This is a genomic window from Candidatus Paracaedibacter acanthamoebae (assembly GCF_000742835.1).
Lineage (GTDB): Bacteria > Pseudomonadota > Alphaproteobacteria > Paracaedibacterales > Paracaedibacteraceae > Paracaedibacter > Paracaedibacter acanthamoebae.
Window position 1 is genome coordinate 1,681,435 of sequence record NZ_CP008941.1, and the last position, 18,566, is coordinate 1,700,000.

15 protein-coding genes and 1 pseudogene (1 of these 16 running past the window's edge) are annotated in these 18,566 nt (G+C 41.1%); 8 read left to right on the top strand and 8 right to left on the bottom strand.

Annotated elements, in window-relative coordinates:
- Positions 1-46: 46 nt before the first annotated feature.
- Positions 47-1,219: a tetratricopeptide repeat protein gene (locus ID47_RS07540; protein WP_038465289.1), complete on the bottom strand. Its 1,173-nt coding sequence runs from the start codon at positions 1,217-1,219 to the stop codon at positions 47-49.
- Positions 1,220-1,489: 270 nt separating this feature from the next.
- On the opposite strand from ID47_RS07540, the pseudogene ndk reads away from it, so the two are divergent.
- Positions 1,490-1,594 (top strand): annotated as a pseudogene (gene ndk, locus ID47_RS13940) (nucleoside-diphosphate kinase); the annotation flags it as partial.
- Between the two features lie 87 nt (positions 1,595-1,681).
- Here ndk and ID47_RS07545 read toward each other — a convergent pair.
- Positions 1,682-2,866, bottom strand: a complete 1,185-nt coding sequence (locus ID47_RS07545; protein ID WP_038465291.1) for a tetratricopeptide repeat protein — start codon at positions 2,864-2,866, stop codon at positions 1,682-1,684.
- 167 nt (positions 2,867-3,033) lie between these two features.
- On the opposite strand from ID47_RS07545, the gene ID47_RS07550 reads away from it, so the two are divergent.
- Entirely contained in the window at positions 3,034-3,246 is a 213-nt protein-coding gene (locus ID47_RS07550) for a hypothetical protein (protein ID WP_038465293.1), read from the top strand.
- Positions 3,247-3,263: 17 nt separating this feature from the next.
- Here ID47_RS07550 and ID47_RS07555 read toward each other — a convergent pair whose 3' ends face one another.
- Positions 3,264-5,261, bottom strand: a complete 1,998-nt coding sequence (locus tag ID47_RS07555; protein ID WP_038465295.1) for a ComEC/Rec2 family competence protein — start codon at positions 5,259-5,261, stop codon at positions 3,264-3,266.
- 178 nt (positions 5,262-5,439) lie between these two features.
- Positions 5,440-6,360 carry a hypothetical protein gene (locus ID47_RS07560; RefSeq protein WP_156956704.1) on the bottom strand — a complete coding sequence of 307 codons (921 nt, stop codon included), beginning with the start codon at positions 6,358-6,360 and terminating at the stop codon, positions 5,440-5,442.
- A 245-nt stretch (positions 6,361-6,605) separates the two neighbouring features.
- Here ID47_RS07560 and rpmI point away from each other — a divergent pair, with 245 nt between their 5' ends.
- From rpmI to ID47_RS07580, 3 genes are all read left to right on the top strand, one after another.
- Positions 6,606-6,803, top strand: a complete 198-nt coding sequence (rpmI, locus tag ID47_RS07565; RefSeq protein WP_038465299.1) for a 50S ribosomal protein L35 — start codon at positions 6,606-6,608, stop codon at positions 6,801-6,803.
- An 18-nt stretch (positions 6,804-6,821) separates the two neighbouring features.
- Positions 6,822-7,181, top strand: a complete 360-nt coding sequence (gene rplT / locus ID47_RS07570; RefSeq protein ID WP_038465301.1) for a 50S ribosomal protein L20 — start codon at positions 6,822-6,824, stop codon at positions 7,179-7,181.
- A 449-nt stretch (positions 7,182-7,630) separates the two neighbouring features.
- Entirely contained in the window at positions 7,631-8,203 is a 573-nt protein-coding gene (locus ID47_RS07580; RefSeq protein ID WP_198022269.1) for a phosphoribosyltransferase family protein, read from the top strand.
- A 364-nt stretch (positions 8,204-8,567) separates the two neighbouring features.
- Here ID47_RS07580 and ID47_RS07585 read toward each other — a convergent pair whose 3' ends face one another.
- The gene (locus ID47_RS07585) at positions 8,568-9,491 is read right to left on the bottom strand and encodes a hypothetical protein (RefSeq protein ID WP_038465306.1); all 924 of its coding nucleotides are present in this window, start codon (positions 9,489-9,491) and stop codon (positions 8,568-8,570) included.
- A gap of 715 nt (positions 9,492-10,206) precedes the next feature.
- Between ID47_RS07585 and ID47_RS07595 the strand changes: the two genes are divergently transcribed.
- From ID47_RS07595 to ID47_RS07605, 3 genes are all read left to right on the top strand, one after another.
- The gene (locus tag ID47_RS07595; RefSeq protein WP_232223220.1) at positions 10,207-11,262 is read left to right on the top strand and encodes an aspartate-semialdehyde dehydrogenase; all 1,056 of its coding nucleotides are present in this window, start codon (positions 10,207-10,209) and stop codon (positions 11,260-11,262) included.
- Positions 11,263-11,383: 121 nt separating this feature from the next.
- Entirely contained in the window at positions 11,384-14,488 is a 3,105-nt protein-coding gene (putA, locus tag ID47_RS07600; protein WP_038465310.1) for a bifunctional proline dehydrogenase/L-glutamate gamma-semialdehyde dehydrogenase PutA, read from the top strand.
- Positions 14,489-14,497: 9 nt separating this feature from the next.
- The gene (locus ID47_RS07605; RefSeq protein ID WP_038465312.1) at positions 14,498-15,535 is read left to right on the top strand and encodes a glycosyltransferase; all 1,038 of its coding nucleotides are present in this window, start codon (positions 14,498-14,500) and stop codon (positions 15,533-15,535) included.
- A 356-nt stretch (positions 15,536-15,891) separates the two neighbouring features.
- Here the strand turns inward: ID47_RS07605 and ID47_RS07610 are convergent, their stop codons facing one another.
- The 3 genes from ID47_RS07610 to ID47_RS07620 form a co-directional block, all read right to left on the bottom strand.
- Positions 15,892-16,971: an N-acetyltransferase gene (locus tag ID47_RS07610; protein WP_038465314.1), complete on the bottom strand. Its 1,080-nt coding sequence runs from the start codon at positions 16,969-16,971 to the stop codon at positions 15,892-15,894.
- A 277-nt stretch (positions 16,972-17,248) separates the two neighbouring features.
- Positions 17,249-18,061, bottom strand: a complete 813-nt coding sequence (locus ID47_RS07615) for a hypothetical protein (RefSeq protein ID WP_156956705.1) — start codon at positions 18,059-18,061, stop codon at positions 17,249-17,251.
- A 319-nt stretch (positions 18,062-18,380) separates the two neighbouring features.
- Positions 18,381-18,566, bottom strand: the 3' portion of a protein-coding gene (locus tag ID47_RS07620; protein ID WP_198022270.1) for a hypothetical protein. It continues 846 nt past the right edge of the window; 186 of the gene's 1,032 nt are visible here — the last part of the coding sequence; its start codon lies off the right edge, out of view; the stop codon is at positions 18,381-18,383.

Sequence of the window (18,566 nt, forward strand, 5' to 3'; positions counted from 1 at the left end):
AGGACTTTACAAGTCTTAATTAACCCCGCTGCAGCGGGGTTTTTCTTTAATAAAGACAAGATATTTTTTCAATTTCCTCTAGCAGTTGGTTAGCTAATTCATCTCCCTGTTCTGCAGCCCTCCACACATATCTGAGACCAAGCAACGTATTTTCTTCAAAAATCGTACCATCCATCAAACATATCCCCAACACGCGTTGAGCCTCTTTATCACCGGAATCAGCTGAGACTGTTAAAGAGTCGCTCTCAACATCTAGCAATGATCTTGCTCTCTCATCTCCTTGAGCAGCAGCCTTCGCCAAATAAGTTAGACCAGCATACGTCCTTTTTTCAAGGCTTTCGCCTTTCACCAAGGCTGTCCCCATCACACGCTGAGCATCTCTATCTCCTAAATCAGCGGATAATCCTAAATAATATTGAGCCGCCTCAATATCTTGTGCAACTTCCGTTCCTTCAAAATATAGCATCCCTAAATTCAACATGGCTTGATCTTGATCAGCTTCTGTCGTAATAGCTTGGCGATATAATCGAATGGCTTCAGTAACATTCTTTTCACATCCTTCACCAAATTGATGCATGATACCCAATTGTGTCATCGCATAAGCACATTCCTTTGCAACCGCTCTCTCAAAATATTGCTTAGCGCGCGGATAGTCAGCTTCAATATCCTTTTTCGATCGCAATAACGTGCCATAGACGCATAAACCCATCGCATGATCAAGTTCAACAGCCTTATCTAACCATTTAATCGCTGCATTAATGTCTTTCTCCCCACCAAACCCATGCCAATAAGCTAGGGCAAGATAAGATACTGCCTCACCATTTCCCCGTGCAGCCGCCTCAGTTAAATATTTTACCAAACGGACGTCTGTTCTTTTTAACCCCCAATCTTCATGATAGAACGCCATTCCTAAAATATAACAAGAATCCATATGTTTAGCTTCGGCAGCAATTGTATAGAGCTGGACAATTTCTTGCGTGTGATCGTCCGGTGCTTGTGCATGATAGAAAGAGGCGAGTTGGAAACACGCTAACGGCTCTTTTTTAGCAGCCTTTTCCTTTATGAGCGGCAAAAATTGATTGATGAGAGTCTCCTCCCTCAGCATCTCTTGCTGCGGCGAAATTTCTATAGAGGATACCCCCTCCCTCTTATTTTTGTCATCCTGAGCATCCGCAGATGCGGTCGCTAATAAAAACCCGATTGGAATATATTTAAGCATATGTCTCCTCTTTCACAGAATAATTAGCATTTTTGGGCTAAAATTAGTGTATTAAAAAATAAATAAATTTTATATTGTATTTTTTGCAGACAGGATTTATCTGTTTATTTCTTCTGCAACAGATCTTAATTCCATAAGACCGTTTGAAAGATTTTTAAAGAAATCATTTTATTTCTTTTACGCACAACATATAAATATAATCACAATTTTGCCTTTTATAGAAAAAAAATTAAGCACCAAAGCAATTAAGAACCATGATGTCCACAAGTGAAAATTAAAGAAGCAGGTCCACGCATCATTTCTCAAAAACGTATTGAATTGACGAAAGCTCAAGCAGGAGGTTTCTATGCAATTCATAAGGAAGGCGCCTTTTACAGCCATCGAGATTGCATACTTCTTCGCTCAAAAGGTTTTACAGTTTTTAATTAACCTCGCTTTCAGCGGGACTTTTATTTAATCTGACTATGATAAATTTTGAATTTCCTCTAGCATTAACTTAGCCAATTCATCGTCTTGCTCAGCAACCATGCGTATATACCCTAAACCAAACTCCTTATCTTTTTCAAAGATCGTGTCATCCATTAAACATATTCCCAACACACGCTGAGCCTCTTTATTGCCAGAACGAGCTAAGAGTGTTAAAGAGTTTTTCTCAACACCCAGCAAAGAGCTTGCTACCTCATCTCCTTGAGCAGCAGCCCTCGCCAAATAAGTTAGACCAGTATACGTCCTTTTTTTAAGGATTTGACCCTCTACTAAACACATGCCGATGATACGCTGGGCGTCTCTATTTCCCCAATCAGCAGAGGTAATTAAATAACGTTCTGCCTTATCAATATTTTGTTCAATTTCAGTCCCTTCAAGATACAGCATTCCTAAATTTAAGAAAGCTTGGTCTTGTTTATCCTGGTGACCTCCTGTCGCAATTGCTTGGTAGTATAAATGAACGGCTTCATGAATATTCTTTTCACATCCTTCACCGAATTGATGCATGACACCTAGCTGTGTCAGCGCATAAGCATACTTTTTCGCAACCGCTCTCTCAAAATATTCCTTAGCCCGTGGATAGTCAGGCTCAATTCCCTCACCTGCTCGCAATAATACCCCATAGGTGCATAATCCAACCACATGGTTATGTTCAACAGCCTTATCTAACCATTCAATTGCTGCCTTAACGTCTTTCTCGACGCCAACTCCATGCAAATAAGTTAGCCCAAGATAAGAAGGTGCCGCACTATGCCCTGCGTTAGCCGCGACAGTCAAATACTTTACTAAACGGGCATCTGTTTTTTTTAATCCTAACTGTTCACTATAAAACGCCATTCCTAAAATATAACAAGAATCAATATGCTTTGCCTCTGCCGCAATTATATAGAGCCGAACAATTTCTTCCGCATATGCCTGCGGTGCTCGCTCATAATAGATAGAAGCGAGTTGGAAACAAGCTATCGGATCTTCTTTAGCCTCCTTTTCTTTTATGAGTGGCAAAAGTTGATTGATGAGAGCCACCTCATTCCCCCGCTCTTGCTGCGGCGCAATCTCCATAGAGGCCATATTAGAGGCTAACTTCCCTATCTCATTTTTATCATCCTGAGCCTTAACCAATACAGTGGCTAATAAAAGGCCAATTGAAGCATACTTAAACATAGGTACCCTCTTTCAAAAAGTGATTAGCATTCTTCGTTACACAATCATTGTATAAAAAAATATTAAAACTTTATATTAGTCGTTTAAGTATTAATTTTTGATTTCTATCAAAATCATTTATATCTCTTATCTCCTAAAAAATTTTTCAATAAATAAAAACCTACTTAATGATTTTCAAAGAAATCATTTTTCTTGTTTTTATTGACTTTTTTGGCAAAGAACGTCTTCAATTGCCATTATCTATTATGATAGCTATCTTAAAGGAAATTGAAGCGAGGTTAGATCACTGGCATCAGATGATTGATATCAGCTTCCTTCCCCCTCGCTATAAGTCAGACTACCAAAACTTGCGGACAAGAAGAAGTCATGTAATTTTCTAACCATATACCCTACCCTTTTACGGCACTATCCGCCAAGGGCGATTTTGAGCAATTCTGCCCACATAAGGTTGACCGTGATCAAAACGAATAAGGATACCGCGACGGTGTTGTAAATCGGATTTATCGATAACAATTTCAGCCTTCTCCCTTAAGAACGGCACCATTCTTTCATAGCGGCAAGATATAATAATTTTTGCCTTCTGACACAAAGAACTATGAGTCTTATATGAAAATTTCTCATTCAGCAAGACAACTGAATTTCCTAAAATAGTTACCTGAGCTGTATCCGTTGCAACAGCATGAATCTCTTTTAACCCAAGTTGTCGCAATATGAGTTCTTTAGCAAAATTATTTGGACGTGCCTTTGCAAACGTTGAAAGAGTCTGCCCATCATACCAATAGATTTGAGCTTCAGGCGACATCCAAATAAATGGATCTGGCTTAAGCCACAATAAACTGAGCGCAATGAAACAAGGAAACACACCCAAAAAGCGGATTTTGGTTCGCCAGAGGCACAACCACAGTCCCCCTATGGCCATCAGCCAAATAAAAGCTTCAGATGGTTTCCCTACTTGAATAGCGGCGCCAGGCAACGTTGCTGTCCAATGGGCAACGTTCGTCATCAGGGCAATCGCCTGATCCAATATATTAAACACCTTCTCAAACTGCCCCAAGGGTAAAAGCAGCACGCCCATCAACAACAAGGGCATAATCAGAAACCCCATTAAGGGAATAGCCACCAAATTGCCAATAATTGCCTGCAGCGATATCCGATTAAAAATGTAAAGCGTGATAGGAAGAGTCGCCACCGTAGCAATAATCGTTGAGGCCACAATACCAACACAATAAACAATAATACGACGCCACGAACCACCTTCGTTGGACCAGCTTTGCAAAGGTGCCCACCCATTCTCATAAGCCGCAATTAAAGCCATCACTGCAGCAAAAGATAAAGCAAAACTCGCGGACATCAGATTTTCCGGTTGGATTAAGAGAATCGCAATTGCAGCCAAGGCCAAAGTCCGCATCGATAGCGCTTGCCGGTCCACAATAGTCCCGACCAAAACAATACCAACCATGATGAAAGAGCGTATTGCTGGCACACCCATCCCTGAAATCATTAAATAGGCAATTAAAAAGGGAATCGTTAAAAAGCTTGCGATTTTCTTAAGGTTATAACGCTCAGCCAAGGTCATGCTCAAGCAGAGTCCTCGCCGAACAATCATGAAAATAAGCCCTGCAATCATACTTAGGTGTAAACCTGAAATGGCGAGAACATGGGCAATCCCTGCATCTGCATAAGCTTGGCGCGTTGCCTCTGAAATCCGCCCTCTCTCGCCTGTTACCAAGGCTGCTGCAATGGCCCCCGACTCGCCGGGCATAGCAGCAAAGAGAGCCTGCGTCACCTTTGCTCGCAGAGCTTGTACCGTCGACTGCGTGGCCGGAGATTCTTGCAGGGCCACCACTTGGGTCATACGCCCTGTGGCGGAAAGCTTTTTATAAAAAGCAGCTCGACCATAGTCATAACCATCTTCTAAGACTGGATTAGAAAAAGGCAATAAGGTGGACCAAAAGCGAATTTGGTCGCCAATTGAAATCTCCTGAGTTTCTTTTGCTGATAGCCTCACCCGCCGTCCATCCTTAAGCTTGATGATAAAGCGTTGGCGATTTTTCATAAATTCAATATCTTGGACGTGTCCAATAAATTGGCCTTTTTCTTTTTGTTGTAAGGGCAGCACGCGATCAATTGAGACTAAACGCCAAGTTTTATAATGGATTGCGGTAAAGCCCAAACTAACACTAAAACAAGCCGCCAGCAAAAATTTTAAGAATCGTGTTTGACGGCTTAAAAATAAAAGAATCCCACTAAGGGCAAAACACGAGAAGGATATCCAAAGAGCCGGTTCCGTTGGCAGGCATAAATAACTTACCACGCCTAGTCCCATGCCTGCTGGAAACCATAGGAAGAGTCGGCTAAATTCTTGTTCCAGAAGAACTCTTAATCGATCAACCATCGATTTTCCAGTTAAATAATTTTGGATAAAATAACATGAGTGTTGAGGAAAATTAAGGAAAATCCATCTCAAATGGATTTAATTCTAGCCCTCTTAGAATTAAAGAGGACAATAAATATTAGAAAAAGAGCCCCCTCCAAAAAATCTGAGGGGGCTCTTTTATGTCTATGTAGACTTATTATTTTTTCAGGTGCCGCTCAAAACGTCTCAATTCTTCTTCTGATTCCTGCAGAATACTTTGAAGATGACGAGCCTTCTGGTGGGCTTTCTTTGTTTTTTGCAGTTTCAATTTAGCCACACTCTCTTGTAAATGACGTCGGAGGGTGGGATATTTGAGAACACTGCATGACATCCCTTTTTCCCTTAATAAATTTTCCAATGCCTTAGTAACTTCAGGCACTAAGCGAACCTCAGCTCCTTCTTTTACCCTCTCAACAAAATATTGTAAAATAAGTCCAGAAATCACAGGCTCATTCTCTAAATTAACGCCACTAAAGGATGACCCCTTTTGTAGGGGATCGGCACCATAGAGCATACCCCGCGCCATCAGCTTCTTTCTCTCTGCTAAAGGACGACCAGAGGGGTCACCAGCAGCTAAGGGCGGATTGGTATAGTGTGATGCCTCGTAATCAACAAGTTTAAAATCAGCTCCTTTAATACCAATTGCATCAATTATTGCTAATCGATGAGCAAGCGGCACACCCTTTATCCGTGGAAATGTAGGATCCAACGCCATGTGGGTTGGCATATACGGCTGCCGATATCCCCACGCAGCTAATTCTAGATCATTAACGTCTGGGATAACTGACAAAAATTTATGGACTAAATCTACATCCCCCAAACAGATTGCGAAAGATAGAGGATTTGCCTTATCACTCCTCATTTGCGGCTGCATAGAAGAGGTCTGACTATAGATGAAATCATAATTGACAGGTTGTAAAGCAATATCTAATTTTTGCTTTGCCGTAGAAGCCCGGTTAAAATTTTCTTCAACTTGATCTAAATAATGATGCGCTCGCAATTCATACTCTTGAGCATAGCTCACACGGAGAAGCGCTGTAACGCTCAAAACACTCATTATGTATTTTAATATCTTCATTCATAATCCTTATTATTTATTTTAAAGGTAGTAAACTAGCATTGTTTTGTTAAGAAAACAGTATATGTCGCCCCCCAAAAAGGATAAATTCTCCTTTCCTTTCCTGTCAACATACTGTATAAATTTAAGATACTCGATATCAATCGGGGATAATTGTGTCCAGGCGATGATAGGGCTACTTAATGTACCGCATATCGGGCATGCCGAAACACAAACAGTTAACTTTAAACTTAAGAGAGTACAAAATGCCCAAGATGAAAACGAAGAGCAGCGCTAAGAAGCGTTTTAAGCTCACTGCATCCGGCATGGTCAAAATGGGCCAAGCTGGTAAGCGTCACGGTATGCGCAAGCGTTCAAATAAATTCATTCGGAATGCTCGCGGCATGACGACGATGAACGAAAGCTTTGCCAAAAAAGTTCGTACCTTTTATTTCCACGTTTAATTTTAGGGAGAACATAATATGGCACGCGTCAAAAGAGGTGTAACAACACACGCTCGTCACAAAAAAATCATTAAGATGGCTAAGGGTTATCGCGGTCGTAGCGGTACTTGTTTCCGTCCAGCAATTCAACGCGTCGAAAAAGGTTTGCAATATGCATACCGCGACCGTCGCGCCAAAAAGCGTACTTTCCGCGCCTTGTGGATTCAACGTATTAATGCTGGTGTGCGGGAATACGGATTAAATTACTCCACCTTCATGGGCGGATTAATCAAAGCTGGCATCGATATGGATCGTAAAGTTCTTGCTGGTTTGGCAATGTCCAACCCAGAGACATTCAAGTCCATCGTTGAAACAGTTCAAAAGACTTTAGCGAAATAAAAACAACCATTGGTTGATTTTTGAAAAGGGGGATTTTTCCCCCCTTTTTTATGCTTATAAAAGTTGTTCCAGCTAACTATTGCGAGTGAATTGACAAGCCAAAGGTCGGTACTTTTTAAAGAAACTTCTAAGAAGAACGAGCAAGGATAAGTCATATCCTTATAAAAAGCGAATGTAGTAACCATTTTTAAACAGCACCCTCCTTAAATAAAAATTATTTAAAAATACTAAAAAAATGTTGCAAAGAAGATTGCAATCATGACACTCTGTTCGAAATCCGCTTTGTTTATAAAACATTATCGCGGGTTTACAGAGATATCCCCTGTCGAGGCGGGTATCTGTTTTCTATTTTTAAATCCAAAAAATACGATCTTGAATCGCTGGGCAAGCTCGGGCTTATGGCAGAGCTAGCGACAGGATTATATTATCAATTTGAAGAGGTGAAGAACATGAAGCTGCTAAAAAATATTTTGACTATCCTAGGCGTTTCTAGTGCAATAATAACCAGAACTGTCTATGGAGTAGAAACAATGATAACTCATCAAGAAGCATCGGTTTTGATGACCGAAACGCCGGTTCCTAAGAATTATTTAACAGATAATCAGATTCGTCAAACATCCATAACTTTGGCAGATAAAATCAAAGGAAATGAATATCTTGGTTTGGTCGCTATTACACGCGGCGGATTGGCACCTACTTTATACTTATCAGAACAGTTAATAATTAAGGATATACGCACTATTTCCATTTCCAGTTATGGGGACGATGGTAAACAAGGTCACTTTAAGATTACCCACAAACCAGATTTAGCCAATGGTGGTGAGGGCTATCTCTTCATTGATGATTTGGTTGATAGTGGAAAAACTTTAAAATTGATTCGCTCCTTTTATCCAAACGCAACTTTCGCCGTTTTGTATGCAAAACCAGAAGGTAAAGACGCCACTGATTTCTTTGCTGTTGAAGTTCCTCAACATGAATGGCTTGTCTTCCCCTGGGAACCCGATTGGATCCCCCAAAGCTAACTTTTCTTACTAAATTACGCCATGAGGGATTTAACACCATCTTTCATGGAAACCTATCCTTCTCCCTCTGTATCTATCTAGAGAAATACTGAATACCCTTTATAAGGGGTGATTAACTCTTTTTTTTCCGCGACCTGACCGATTTTGTTAAAAGCGAAAAGCTTCCTAAGTTTCTTGTGCAACCGGCATCTTCAAGTTGATGGCATTGCCTCTATCTTCGATCAAAGACTGTCGGCACCTATTTAATTCACCCGGTTAGAAAAGGGGACGCCATTAGTCTTATTTTTTGCATTAAAGGTCACAAAATTATGACATTTTTGTGCCGAGCGAAGGGACGTACTGCCCTTCCCTTTTTCTCAATTAATTAAGACAGCTTCAAGTCTGCTAAGGTTTTGAGGTTAACAGAGAAAAGATCTACATCCCAATCTTCACTTAATAGCCAGTCATAATCTGCCCTATTCCTATCATTCATCATTAAGATAATTTTTCTGTCAGAGTCTTTTATCACCCAAGAAGATGGACCATTATAGTGAGTTATTTCTTGGATCCACCCATTTGGGTGATCTTCCTCTTGATAAGAATTTTTTGGAAGATGAGTAATAAGAATTGACCACATATTATATAAAGGCCTGGTTATCATATAAAGTTTTTCTGAATAGCTGAGACGAGTGACCTGGGCGGCAAAGCTGTGTAACTTCAGCGATAATTGAGGATGCTTTACGCCTTCATAAAAAATATTTCGGCTGATACCAATGTGCATTTGAAAAGGATCGGTAGGATAGAAAATAATACACATCGTCATTTCCACGTCCTTATGCCAGTCGTTTTCATTGCTCTCAAGAGAAAGATCAAATTTTTTCTTTAAATGGAAATAATTAATATTGAGTGCTTGTGCGATCCATACTTGAAGCTCTTGAGATGCATCATAACTTTTTTTGTCACTCCAATCTAAAATCCGATTATAAATGTCAAAAGTTTCATAAACACCTCGGTAGAAGCCATACTCACTAGAATCCTCTTTATAAAGAGCCGTTTCGCCATAGCGTTTCTCAATTTCAAATAGTATAGCTTTTGCAAAGCTCTTCCATCCCTGTAGATTTTTTGGATTTAAAGAGGGGCGTTCCATAACTAAGTAAAGATCATCGGCTAGCTTTTTTTGATACACATTGCGTTCAAGGATCTCTATCCCATCAACAGGAGGAGCGATCGAGCTATCCAAACTGTCCCTCTCCATTGAATAGGCGGGCATAAGTAGAAATATAGCTATCCATAAACTCATTGTTTTCATAATTTAAAACTTTCTAGTTAAGTATTATTTGTTTATTTGTATGACAATTAGATAGAGTCCAAAAGGTAAATCTTCCAAAATTAAAGAGATTTTAAAATAATTAACCCACAATCTGCAGGGGGTAGCTTTTAATTGAGGGTTACTCCTTTCAAATCCATATTAGGCCTTTCATTATTATTGCCATAGCCGCATCGTCAAATTTTTATTCTCGTTAAAGCTTACACTTTATAATGCCTGGGAAATCTTATTAGAAAGGGTTCAGGTGGCCTATGAAGCCATTCGCTTGTGGGAAAAATCCTTAAGCCCTCTTTATACGCAAGCGATAAGGAAGACAAAAGGACGTTGTTTCAAAAATAAACGGCATGTTGATGAGATGAGCATGAAAAGCAAAGGCAGAGGCGTAGATTCAAAACCCCTTCCTCAGCTCAAAGACTTCTTCCTAACAGGGGAGCATTCATGAATCTCTTGAAAATCAAAAGATAGAAATTTCCAGCAAAAGACTGTAGGCCAGACCTCCAAAAAGCCCTTGCAATTGTCAACCCCTTGTCACGACACCATCCTCTCCCTCTATCTAAATGGGGGGCATTAAATACTCTTTCCCCAGCATTACTTAATAACTTGATGATGCCGCAGAATCGTTACCAGAGAATATCCTCGCATATAACAGCCAGATTCCTTATACAGCTCTTGAGAAGTCATAAATGCTCAGGTATAAATGGAGAATCAAACCTCAGGAAATATAAAAATCATGACAAAAAAATCATCCGTCAAAATCGCTGTGGTCGGAGCAACAGGCAATGTCGGTCGCACCATTTTACAAATCTTAGCTGAACGGGGCTATCCCGCTCAAAACATTACGGCCGTCGCCTCTAACCGTTCTACTAATCGTTCTGTTTCCTATGGAGACAATGATGTTTTGGCGGTTCAGCCTCTCCCAAACTTTGACTTTTCGGGGTATGATATTGGTTTATTTTCACCGGGCGGTGAAGTTTCCGCTGAATATGCGCCTAAGGCAGCTGCCCAAGGCTGTATTGTTATTGATAATACTTCCCATTTCCGTATGGATCAGGATATCCCCCTCATCATCCCTGAAATTAATGCTAAGGCGCTCGAGCTTCACAAAAAACGTAATATTATTGCCAATCCTAATTGCTCTACCATCCAACTTCTGATGGTTCTTAAACCCTTGCATGATATTGCAAAAATTAAGCGGGTGGTGGTGAGCACTTATCAATCTGTATCCGGCGCTGGTCAAGAAGCCATGGAGGAGTTGACTTACCAAACAAAAGGATTATTTACAAATACGACTGTTGCGCCGGCTTGTTTTAGCAAACCGATTGCTTTTAATGTGATTCCGCAAATTGATGTTTTCATGGATGATGGATCCACCAAGGAAGAATGGAAAATGATGGTGGAAACCCACAAAATTTTAGATCCAAGCATTCAACTCACAGCCACCTGCGTCCGCGTCCCTGTTTATATCGGCCATAGTGTCTCTGCTAATATTGAGTTTGACTCGGCGATTTCCCCGGCCCAAGCTCGCCAAGCTTTACGTAAATTTAAAGGTATTACAGTCATGGATGACCCTGACAATCTAAGCTATGCCACGCCCTTAGATGGAGCCGGCGATGATGATGTGTTTGTCAGCCGTATTCGTCGCGATGCAAGCGTTGACCACGGACTGAACCTGTGGGTTGTCAGCGATAATGTACGCAAAGGAGCCGCCCTGAATGCAATTCAAATTATGGAATGCCTGCTCTCCACTCAGTAAGCTTTTAAGGGGGCGTCCTATAAGTCCCCTTTTCCCCATTTCAGCATCATGGTATGGTGGTCATACATTACAGTGAACCATTTTGTTCACCGGAAAAGGGTCGTTTAAGAGGGGAATTTTGATGACAGCAGACTTGTCAACACGTCTAAATCCGTATTATCGCATCAATGAGAATGAAGCCGTCACTACCCTCCTAGCTCATTTGGACAGTCTTCCCCAGCAAACAGAAATAATCAGCTCTGTTGCTGAATCTCTTATTCAGGGAGTACGATCGCAGAAACTCAAGGCTATGAGTATTGAGAATTTCTTGCAAACCTATGACCTGGGCAGCCAAGAAGGACTGGCCTTAATGTGCTTAGCTGAGGCCTATCTTCGTATCCCTGACCGTGTTACCCAGACAGCCTTGATCAGAGATAAAGTGGGATCCGTGGAATGGGCGCGCAATATTGGCCGGACTGATTCCACCGTCGTTAACTTAGTAACCATGGGCCTTGCAACCACCGATTCCTTCCTTAATTGGGGATTAAGTCAGGATGGGTTTAAGAGTGCTCTTGGAGCACTGACGCGCAAATTTTCTGAGCCCGTTATTCGGACAGCTGTTGGTCAGGCGATGAAGATTTTAGGACAGCAATTCGTCTTAGGGGAGACCATTGAGGCTGCCATTAAAAAGGCACAAGCGGCTGAACGGCGTGGCTATCGCCATTCCTATGACATGCTCGGTGAAGGAGCCAAAACAGCAGGAGATGCCGAGCGTTACTTCCAATCCTATGCTCAGGCTTTGAAAACAATTGCACACTACAAAAATGATCAGGATATTTATGGTCAACCCAGTATTTCTGTCAAACTCACGGCTATCCACCCCCGCTATGAATTGGCTCAGCGCGATCGAGTTTTTAAGGAGCTGTATCCTAAAGTACTTCACTTATGTGAAGAGGCAAAATCATCTGGCATTGCCTTAACGATTGATGCCGAAGAATCCGACCGCCTGCAATTATCCTTAGAACTTCTAACCAAACTATCTGCAGAACCCTCCTTGAAAGACTGGGACGGACTTGGGTTGGCAGTTCAGGCTTATCAAAAAAGGGCGACGCGCGTCATTGATTTTCTGTCCGAGACTGCTAAAGATCATCATCGGCGTTTCTGCGTTCGCTTGGTCAAGGGTGCCTATTGGGATATGGAGATTAAACGCACCCAAGAGCGCGGCCTCAGGGATTATCCTGTTTTTACTCGCAAGCTTAATACAGACCTCAGTTATATGGTATGTGCGGATAAGATGATGAGCGATAAAAAGGGGATTTATTCGCAATTTGCGACTCATAATGCCTATACAGCAGCCACCATTATGGCGTATGCAGACCATCACCAAGCATCCTTTGAGTTTCAACGCCTGCATGGGATGGGTGAAAAATTACATGAACAAATCGTCGCCCGAGGCATACCTTGCCGTATTTATGCCCCCGTCGGGGATCATAAAGATTTACTGGCTTATCTGGTTCGCCGTCTTTTAGAAAATGGGGCCAACAGTTCCTTTGTGAATAAAATTCATGACTCTGCAACCAATATGGAGGATTTATTAATGGATCCAATTGAGCAAGCTCACAGCAGCGACCAGCACCACAATCCAGTCATCCCCTTACCCACCCATCTCCTTCAGCCCACCCGCCGTAATTCCTTTGGTCTGGATTTGGGAGATGAAGCAGAACTCCGCCGTTTAGAGAAGGTTGTTGCTGATTTTGCAACAAACTTCCCCTTAACAAATAATCTAAATAATATTGAGGCGACGGCAGAAAATACTCTGACACTGCACGATCCAGCCAACCCAAATCAGGTTGTCTCTCATACGCCTCAGCTGTCTGAAGCTGACTTAAAGCAAACGCTGGATAAAGCGACCTCCGCTTTCGCTACGTGGTCCTTCGTACCGGTTCAAAAACGGGCAGAAATTATCGAAACTTTGGGAGATAAAATTGCTGAGGCTTATGATGAATTTATTGCTCTTCTCGTTTATGAAGGGGGAAAAACCTTTGCCGATGCAATTGCTGAAATTCGTGAAGCTATTGATTTCTGCTATTATTATGCTCAGCAAGCCCGCTCACTCATGAGTGACCCTACCTCTCTGCCTGGTCCAACGGGGGAGCGCAATGAACTCAGCCTACACAGTCGTGGCGTTATTGCGTGCATTAGCCCGTGGAATTTCCCTTTGGCAATTTTCCTAGGCCAAGTCACAGCAGCTCTCGTGACAGGCAACACTGTTTTGGCCAAACCGGCAAAACAAACACCAAGCGTTGCACATCGCGCTGTAGAGCTGGCGTATGAAGCAGGCATCCCCCATGACGTTTTACAGTATATTCCTGCATCCGGTCAGATTTTAGGGCATCAAACCTTGACAGATTCCCGGATCGCCGGCGTTGCCTTCACGGGATCAACCGATGTGGCTTGGGCTATTAATCAGAACTTAGCAGCCCGACGCTGCGCTATTGCTCCTCTTATTGCAGAAACCGGTGGCATTAATGCAATGATTGTGGATTCATCGGCTTTGACCGAACAAGTTGTCAATGACATCATTATTTCTGCGTTCCAGAGCGCGGGACAACGCTGTTCAGCTCTCCGTCTGCTTTATGTTCAAGAAGATGTTGCCGAAAAAACTATAGAGATGTTAAAAGGCGCTATGGCTGAACTTCAACTCGGCCATAGTCGTTTTATCTCAACCGATATTGGCAGCGTCATCGATGAAAAGGCAAAGTCAGAATTGCTCGATCATGTCAAATGGCTTGAAGATAAGGCAACCCTTTTAGCGGAAGCAAAATTACCCTCTTTAGATGGATCTTTTGTGGCTCCCCAGGCCTGGCTGTTAAAAGAGTCAAGTTTACTGACGAAAGAGGTTTTTGGCCCCATTCTCCATGTGGTAACGTTTAAAGGGCCAGAACTCCCAGCTATAATTAGCGACATTAATGCCAAGGGCTTTGGCCTAACGTTAGGCCTGCATAGCCGCCTTGATACCACAATCGATTATGTGCGTCGTCATGCGCATGTCGGAAATTTTTATGTTAACCGAAGCATCATTGGAGCCGTGGTCGCAGTCCAACCGTTTGGCGGCGAAGGCCTCTCCGGCACTGGTCCCAAGGCAGGCGGCCCCAACTATCTTATGCGGTTTGTTCATGAGCGAACCTACACGCAAGATACAACCGCAGCTGGCGGCAATGCGAGTTTACTCGCCAATGTTATATAAGAGTATACAATGAAAATTATGAACTTGATGCTCAGTCGAGGCCGTGGGGGAATTGAGCAAGCCTTTGTGAATTCGGCTCATGCCATTCAAAATTTCTCAGATTTTGAACAACTCTGCGTTATTGACCAAAGATCAACCGTTGGTGATCAGTTGACGATACCAGCTGTGAAAATCCATCAGTTTGCGGATTGGGATCCCATAGCAATTTATCAGCTCCATAAACTCATTAAAAATTTTAAGCCTGATTTGATTTTGTGTCATGGCAATCGTCCTTTAAAAATGACGTTACGAGTCAAATCACTTTTTGGTCTTTTAGATGCTAAGATTGTCGGTTTTTGTCATAATTTCAGCATTAAGTATCTTTTAAAGGCTGATGCGATTATTAGTGTTTCGAAATACATTTTGGACAATCATTTATTGACAGCTGGCTGTCCCAAAGAGCACGCCTTTCATATCCCCAATATGATTGATTTAAATGGCTATCAACCGATTGCCTTAAAACCTCGCTCTGAACCTATTGTCATTGGAACGATGGGGCGGTTTGTCAAGAAAAAGGGATTTGAAGACTATATCCGGGCCATCAAAATTTTGGTTGATCGGGGCATCCATATCAAAGCCATCTTAGGCGGTGGCGGAGATGAAGAGCAAAACCTTAAAGCCTTAGCCACAGAGTTAAAGTTAGAGGGGATCTTAGACTTTATTGGCTGGGTGCATGATAAACGATCCTTTTATCAGCAGTTGGATTTATTCTGCCTTCCTTCCCGTGAAGAACCCTTTGGTATCATCGCTCTCGATACCCTGGCTTATGGCTCGCCGATGGTCGCTACCCGCACCTCTGGCCCTGTTGAATTTTTGGTTGATGGTGAGAACGCTATTTTATGTAACCATACAGATCCAACAGATTTAGCCGATGCCATTGAGAAAATGCTTCGCTTTACGGAAGCCGAGCTTCACCGAATAGTCAATCAAGGATTTGCAACCGTTCGTCGCTATGATCTGACAACCGTATCGCAGGAGTTAGTTACTGTTTTGAGGGAACTGGAATAAAATATGGAAATTGTTTTCTCCTAAATCCCCTATCCTCCACCCAGGGCTTTTTATTTATTCACGGCTGAACCGTTTATGGCCATAGAAATGCGGTGCGCTCTTTTATATTTTATAATTTTATTGAGGAACAGCTTATTGTTTAAATAGAACCATTTTTATTCTTTCAATTAACAGGTTACCTGCAAGCTCTAAAAATAGGATGACTTTACGGGATAAATATTTATGGATAAGATTTTCCTCCTAACAGCATTTTTCCAATTTAGACCTCTTGAAGGAAACTCAGCTTAATGTATATCTTCAAATCCAATTAAGCTTATCTCCACCCACCAACAAATCAGAATTGTCAGCACGCGGGGTTAATAATAGTGGTATCCGACTTTATGATATTGATTTGGAAAAATCTCAGGATAAGCTTGGGTAAGCCATTCAAGATATCTTTGAGCATAGGAGGTATTCCATGCTCTCATTACTGTCTGCTCGCGTTCCCATTCTTTATAACTAACTTCCCGATAGTGAGTGGCACCATAAAAGAGTTCCGTTTCAGCAAGTACATTGTCCTTAAAACCAGCTTTTTCAAAAATACGCTGCGAGTAAGCATTACGGCAATCGACTGTCATATACTTGGCAATATGCTGAAAGTGTTCTTTAGCAAAATCAGTTAAATATCGAGCCAGGGCATACCCATGGCCGCGACTACACCACACGCTTTCAACAGAAACTAAATTGACATGCAATATTTCTTTGGAAAAATTAATTTCATAATTTATAGAACCAATAGCCCAGATAGGTGCCGTAATAAGGCATGATTCCTGGAGATCTTCAAGAATTTTAGGGTTATGGCCAGGATAGAGGACGACAGTGCCTGATAGCCCAGTATCCCCGAGGGATAAGGAGTGCCTGAGAATAAAGTTTTTTTTACAGTGATCACTGATCTGTGCTATAAAATCCCTTGCTCTTTTCCTAGATTCTTCATCAACAATTACTCCCCATTCTTTTCTTTCAATAAACCACTGTATCCACTCGTTTATTTCTTCCTCTTTCATTATTTTATTTTTGCGATAAAAAGCAACCTGTTCTTCTCTCTCACTTATTTCCCGAGCTTGCTCTGAGGAAGTTTCTAGGGAGCATATTATATTGTAGGAAGAAATGTAGTGTTGACATGCTTCATTGCTTAAATTCTCCTCCTCCTGAGAATTTCTCAGAAAAACCCGTGAGAGAAGATCAAAGCGTTTTCCCTTATAATGAGTCAGATCAAATGGGCAAGCATAAACCTTTGTTGGCTCGATGGTAAATGACCTCCTGCGATAAATGTCATCATCATTCCTAAAAGCCGTATCTATCACTTGGAGGATTATATTTTCTTGACTGACGAGCTCCCCATTCATACTTTTCTGTAAGAAACAAAGTACAAGGAGGCTGTAAAGAATATTTTTCATGAACATTTACTTTTTTAACAAAGGAATTAATTATTATACGTAAAAGATATTTTTAAGTTTTATTTGGTAAGATCTGGGTTGTACTGAACAAAATTACAAGTATTAAGCTAAAACTGTCAATCCCTTTTATGACCGGGGTCAGGATCCTCTGATTGCCCGCAAGAGCATGGACGCTCAGAACCGATGTTGGGAATAGAAACTGTAGCCTTTCACCATTTTTTTAATTCTTCTGTGATCGACTCCATAAACACTTGACGTGCTTTTTAATTCTTACCCCTTATCTATTACTTTCTCGCCTTCTAGAGGGGGAATATCTATAAACAGAGACAGCCCTTATTCTAGCTAAGATATACCAAACAACCATCGTTATACTGATGCATGCTAAAGAAGATATTAGAGTTTCTATCGAATGGTTAAGGGAAAGCCTTAGTCCAGGATACCCTGAAATAAATTGGATATCGATGAGATCATATGTCAGAAAAAAATATTTGAGAATCAAATGGGCCTTCTCTAAGATAAAGAAAAGACTTGTTAAAAGAAAAATGACAGCTCTCTTTTTCGACTTTGAGGCACCTAACCTTAATTCTAAATGATCAAACTTATATAGTGCTGCTTCGTTAATAACTTTATAAACGATCAAAAACATGAAAACACTGGATGCAACTATTATAAAATTCACATAACCTAATGCTTCAAAGCCTGAAAAATTGTCTCCTTCACTAAACAAACTAATCCTTACGGAATCGATAAACAGTATCGGTAAAAATGCTATAGCATATACTCTGCATAAAAGACGCCAAAAAGCTTGGTAGATATCTTTAATTTTTAGAGTTAAATCAGCATGATTAAACAAAGAAGGTATAGATAAAAATGGAGCAATTTTATTTATAGAGCCAAACTTTTTAGCAACTAAATACCCACCTCCGATTAACAAGAAAACTTTTACCAATCGACAAAACTTTGAATGATCATGTAAATCTATAGCCTCCATACCACAGCAAGCAAGACTTAAAGCAACCAAACTAACCGTGACAAGTCCCATAAACAAAAGCTTGAGTTTTAGAGTAAGCTCAACTTCATTTTCCTTCAAGAGGCTACTTTTTTGAAGCCATTTTAAGGTAACATAGACTTCAAGTAGAGGTCTTACAAATTCTATAATCCCCTGGAATATCCCCATACCTCCAAAATCATCTGAGAAATATGTATAGCTAAAATTTTTTTCAATGATAAACGTCCCGTGCGTCCAGATGACTATTTGATGAATTAAGCAGTAACGCCACGCAAAAGAGTAAGAAAACCAAAGCGCTGCATTGTGAGTTAATATCTTTTTTATCTTTTCACTTAAGTTTATACCTAAAAATCCTGATTAAATGTATTAAAAGTTGGAAATGGGCTTGATCTCTACAGATTTATAAGCTGTTAAGAGTGTTTTCTATCTCTTCTACTTTCTCCCTACCCAATTTTTTTATAGCAGCTTCACGTCTTTCTTGAGCTTCCTTATCAATAGTCTCATCTTTTATTTCAATCGCTTTTTCTAAACGGTGAATATCTTCTAATGCTTGGTGATACTCATTCGCGACTGCCTGATCCTCAAA

Bases quoted from the DNA above. Each gene is read 5' to 3' on its own strand.
- ID47_RS07550 (WP_038465293.1), top strand. From the start codon at position 3,034: ATGATTTTCAAAGAAATCATTTTTCTTGTTTTTATTGACTTTTTTGGC.
- ID47_RS07595 (WP_232223220.1), top strand. From the start codon at position 10,207: ATGGAGAATCAAACCTCAGGAAATATAAAAATCATGACAAAAAAATCA.
- ID47_RS07540 (WP_038465289.1), bottom strand. From the start codon at position 1,219: ATGCTTAAATATATTCCAATCGGGTTTTTATTAGCGACCGCATCTGCG.
- ID47_RS07555 (WP_038465295.1), bottom strand. From the start codon at position 5,261: ATGGTTGATCGATTAAGAGTTCTTCTGGAACAAGAATTTAGCCGACTC.
- ID47_RS07545 (WP_038465291.1), bottom strand. From the start codon at position 2,866: ATGTTTAAGTATGCTTCAATTGGCCTTTTATTAGCCACTGTATTGGTT.
- ID47_RS07580 (WP_198022269.1), top strand. From the start codon at position 7,631: ATGAAGCTGCTAAAAAATATTTTGACTATCCTAGGCGTTTCTAGTGCA.
- ID47_RS07560 (WP_156956704.1), bottom strand. From the start codon at position 6,360: ATGAAGATATTAAAATACATAATGAGTGTTTTGAGCGTTACAGCGCTT.
- ID47_RS07585 (WP_038465306.1), bottom strand. From the start codon at position 9,491: ATGAAAACAATGAGTTTATGGATAGCTATATTTCTACTTATGCCCGCC.
- ID47_RS07605 (WP_038465312.1), top strand. From the start codon at position 14,498: ATGAAAATTATGAACTTGATGCTCAGTCGAGGCCGTGGGGGAATTGAG.
- rpmI (WP_038465299.1), top strand. From the start codon at position 6,606: ATGCCCAAGATGAAAACGAAGAGCAGCGCTAAGAAGCGTTTTAAGCTC.
- putA (WP_038465310.1), top strand. From the start codon at position 11,384: ATGACAGCAGACTTGTCAACACGTCTAAATCCGTATTATCGCATCAAT.
- ID47_RS07610 (WP_038465314.1), bottom strand. From the start codon at position 16,971: ATGAAAAATATTCTTTACAGCCTCCTTGTACTTTGTTTCTTACAGAAA.
- rplT (WP_038465301.1), top strand. From the start codon at position 6,822: ATGGCACGCGTCAAAAGAGGTGTAACAACACACGCTCGTCACAAAAAA.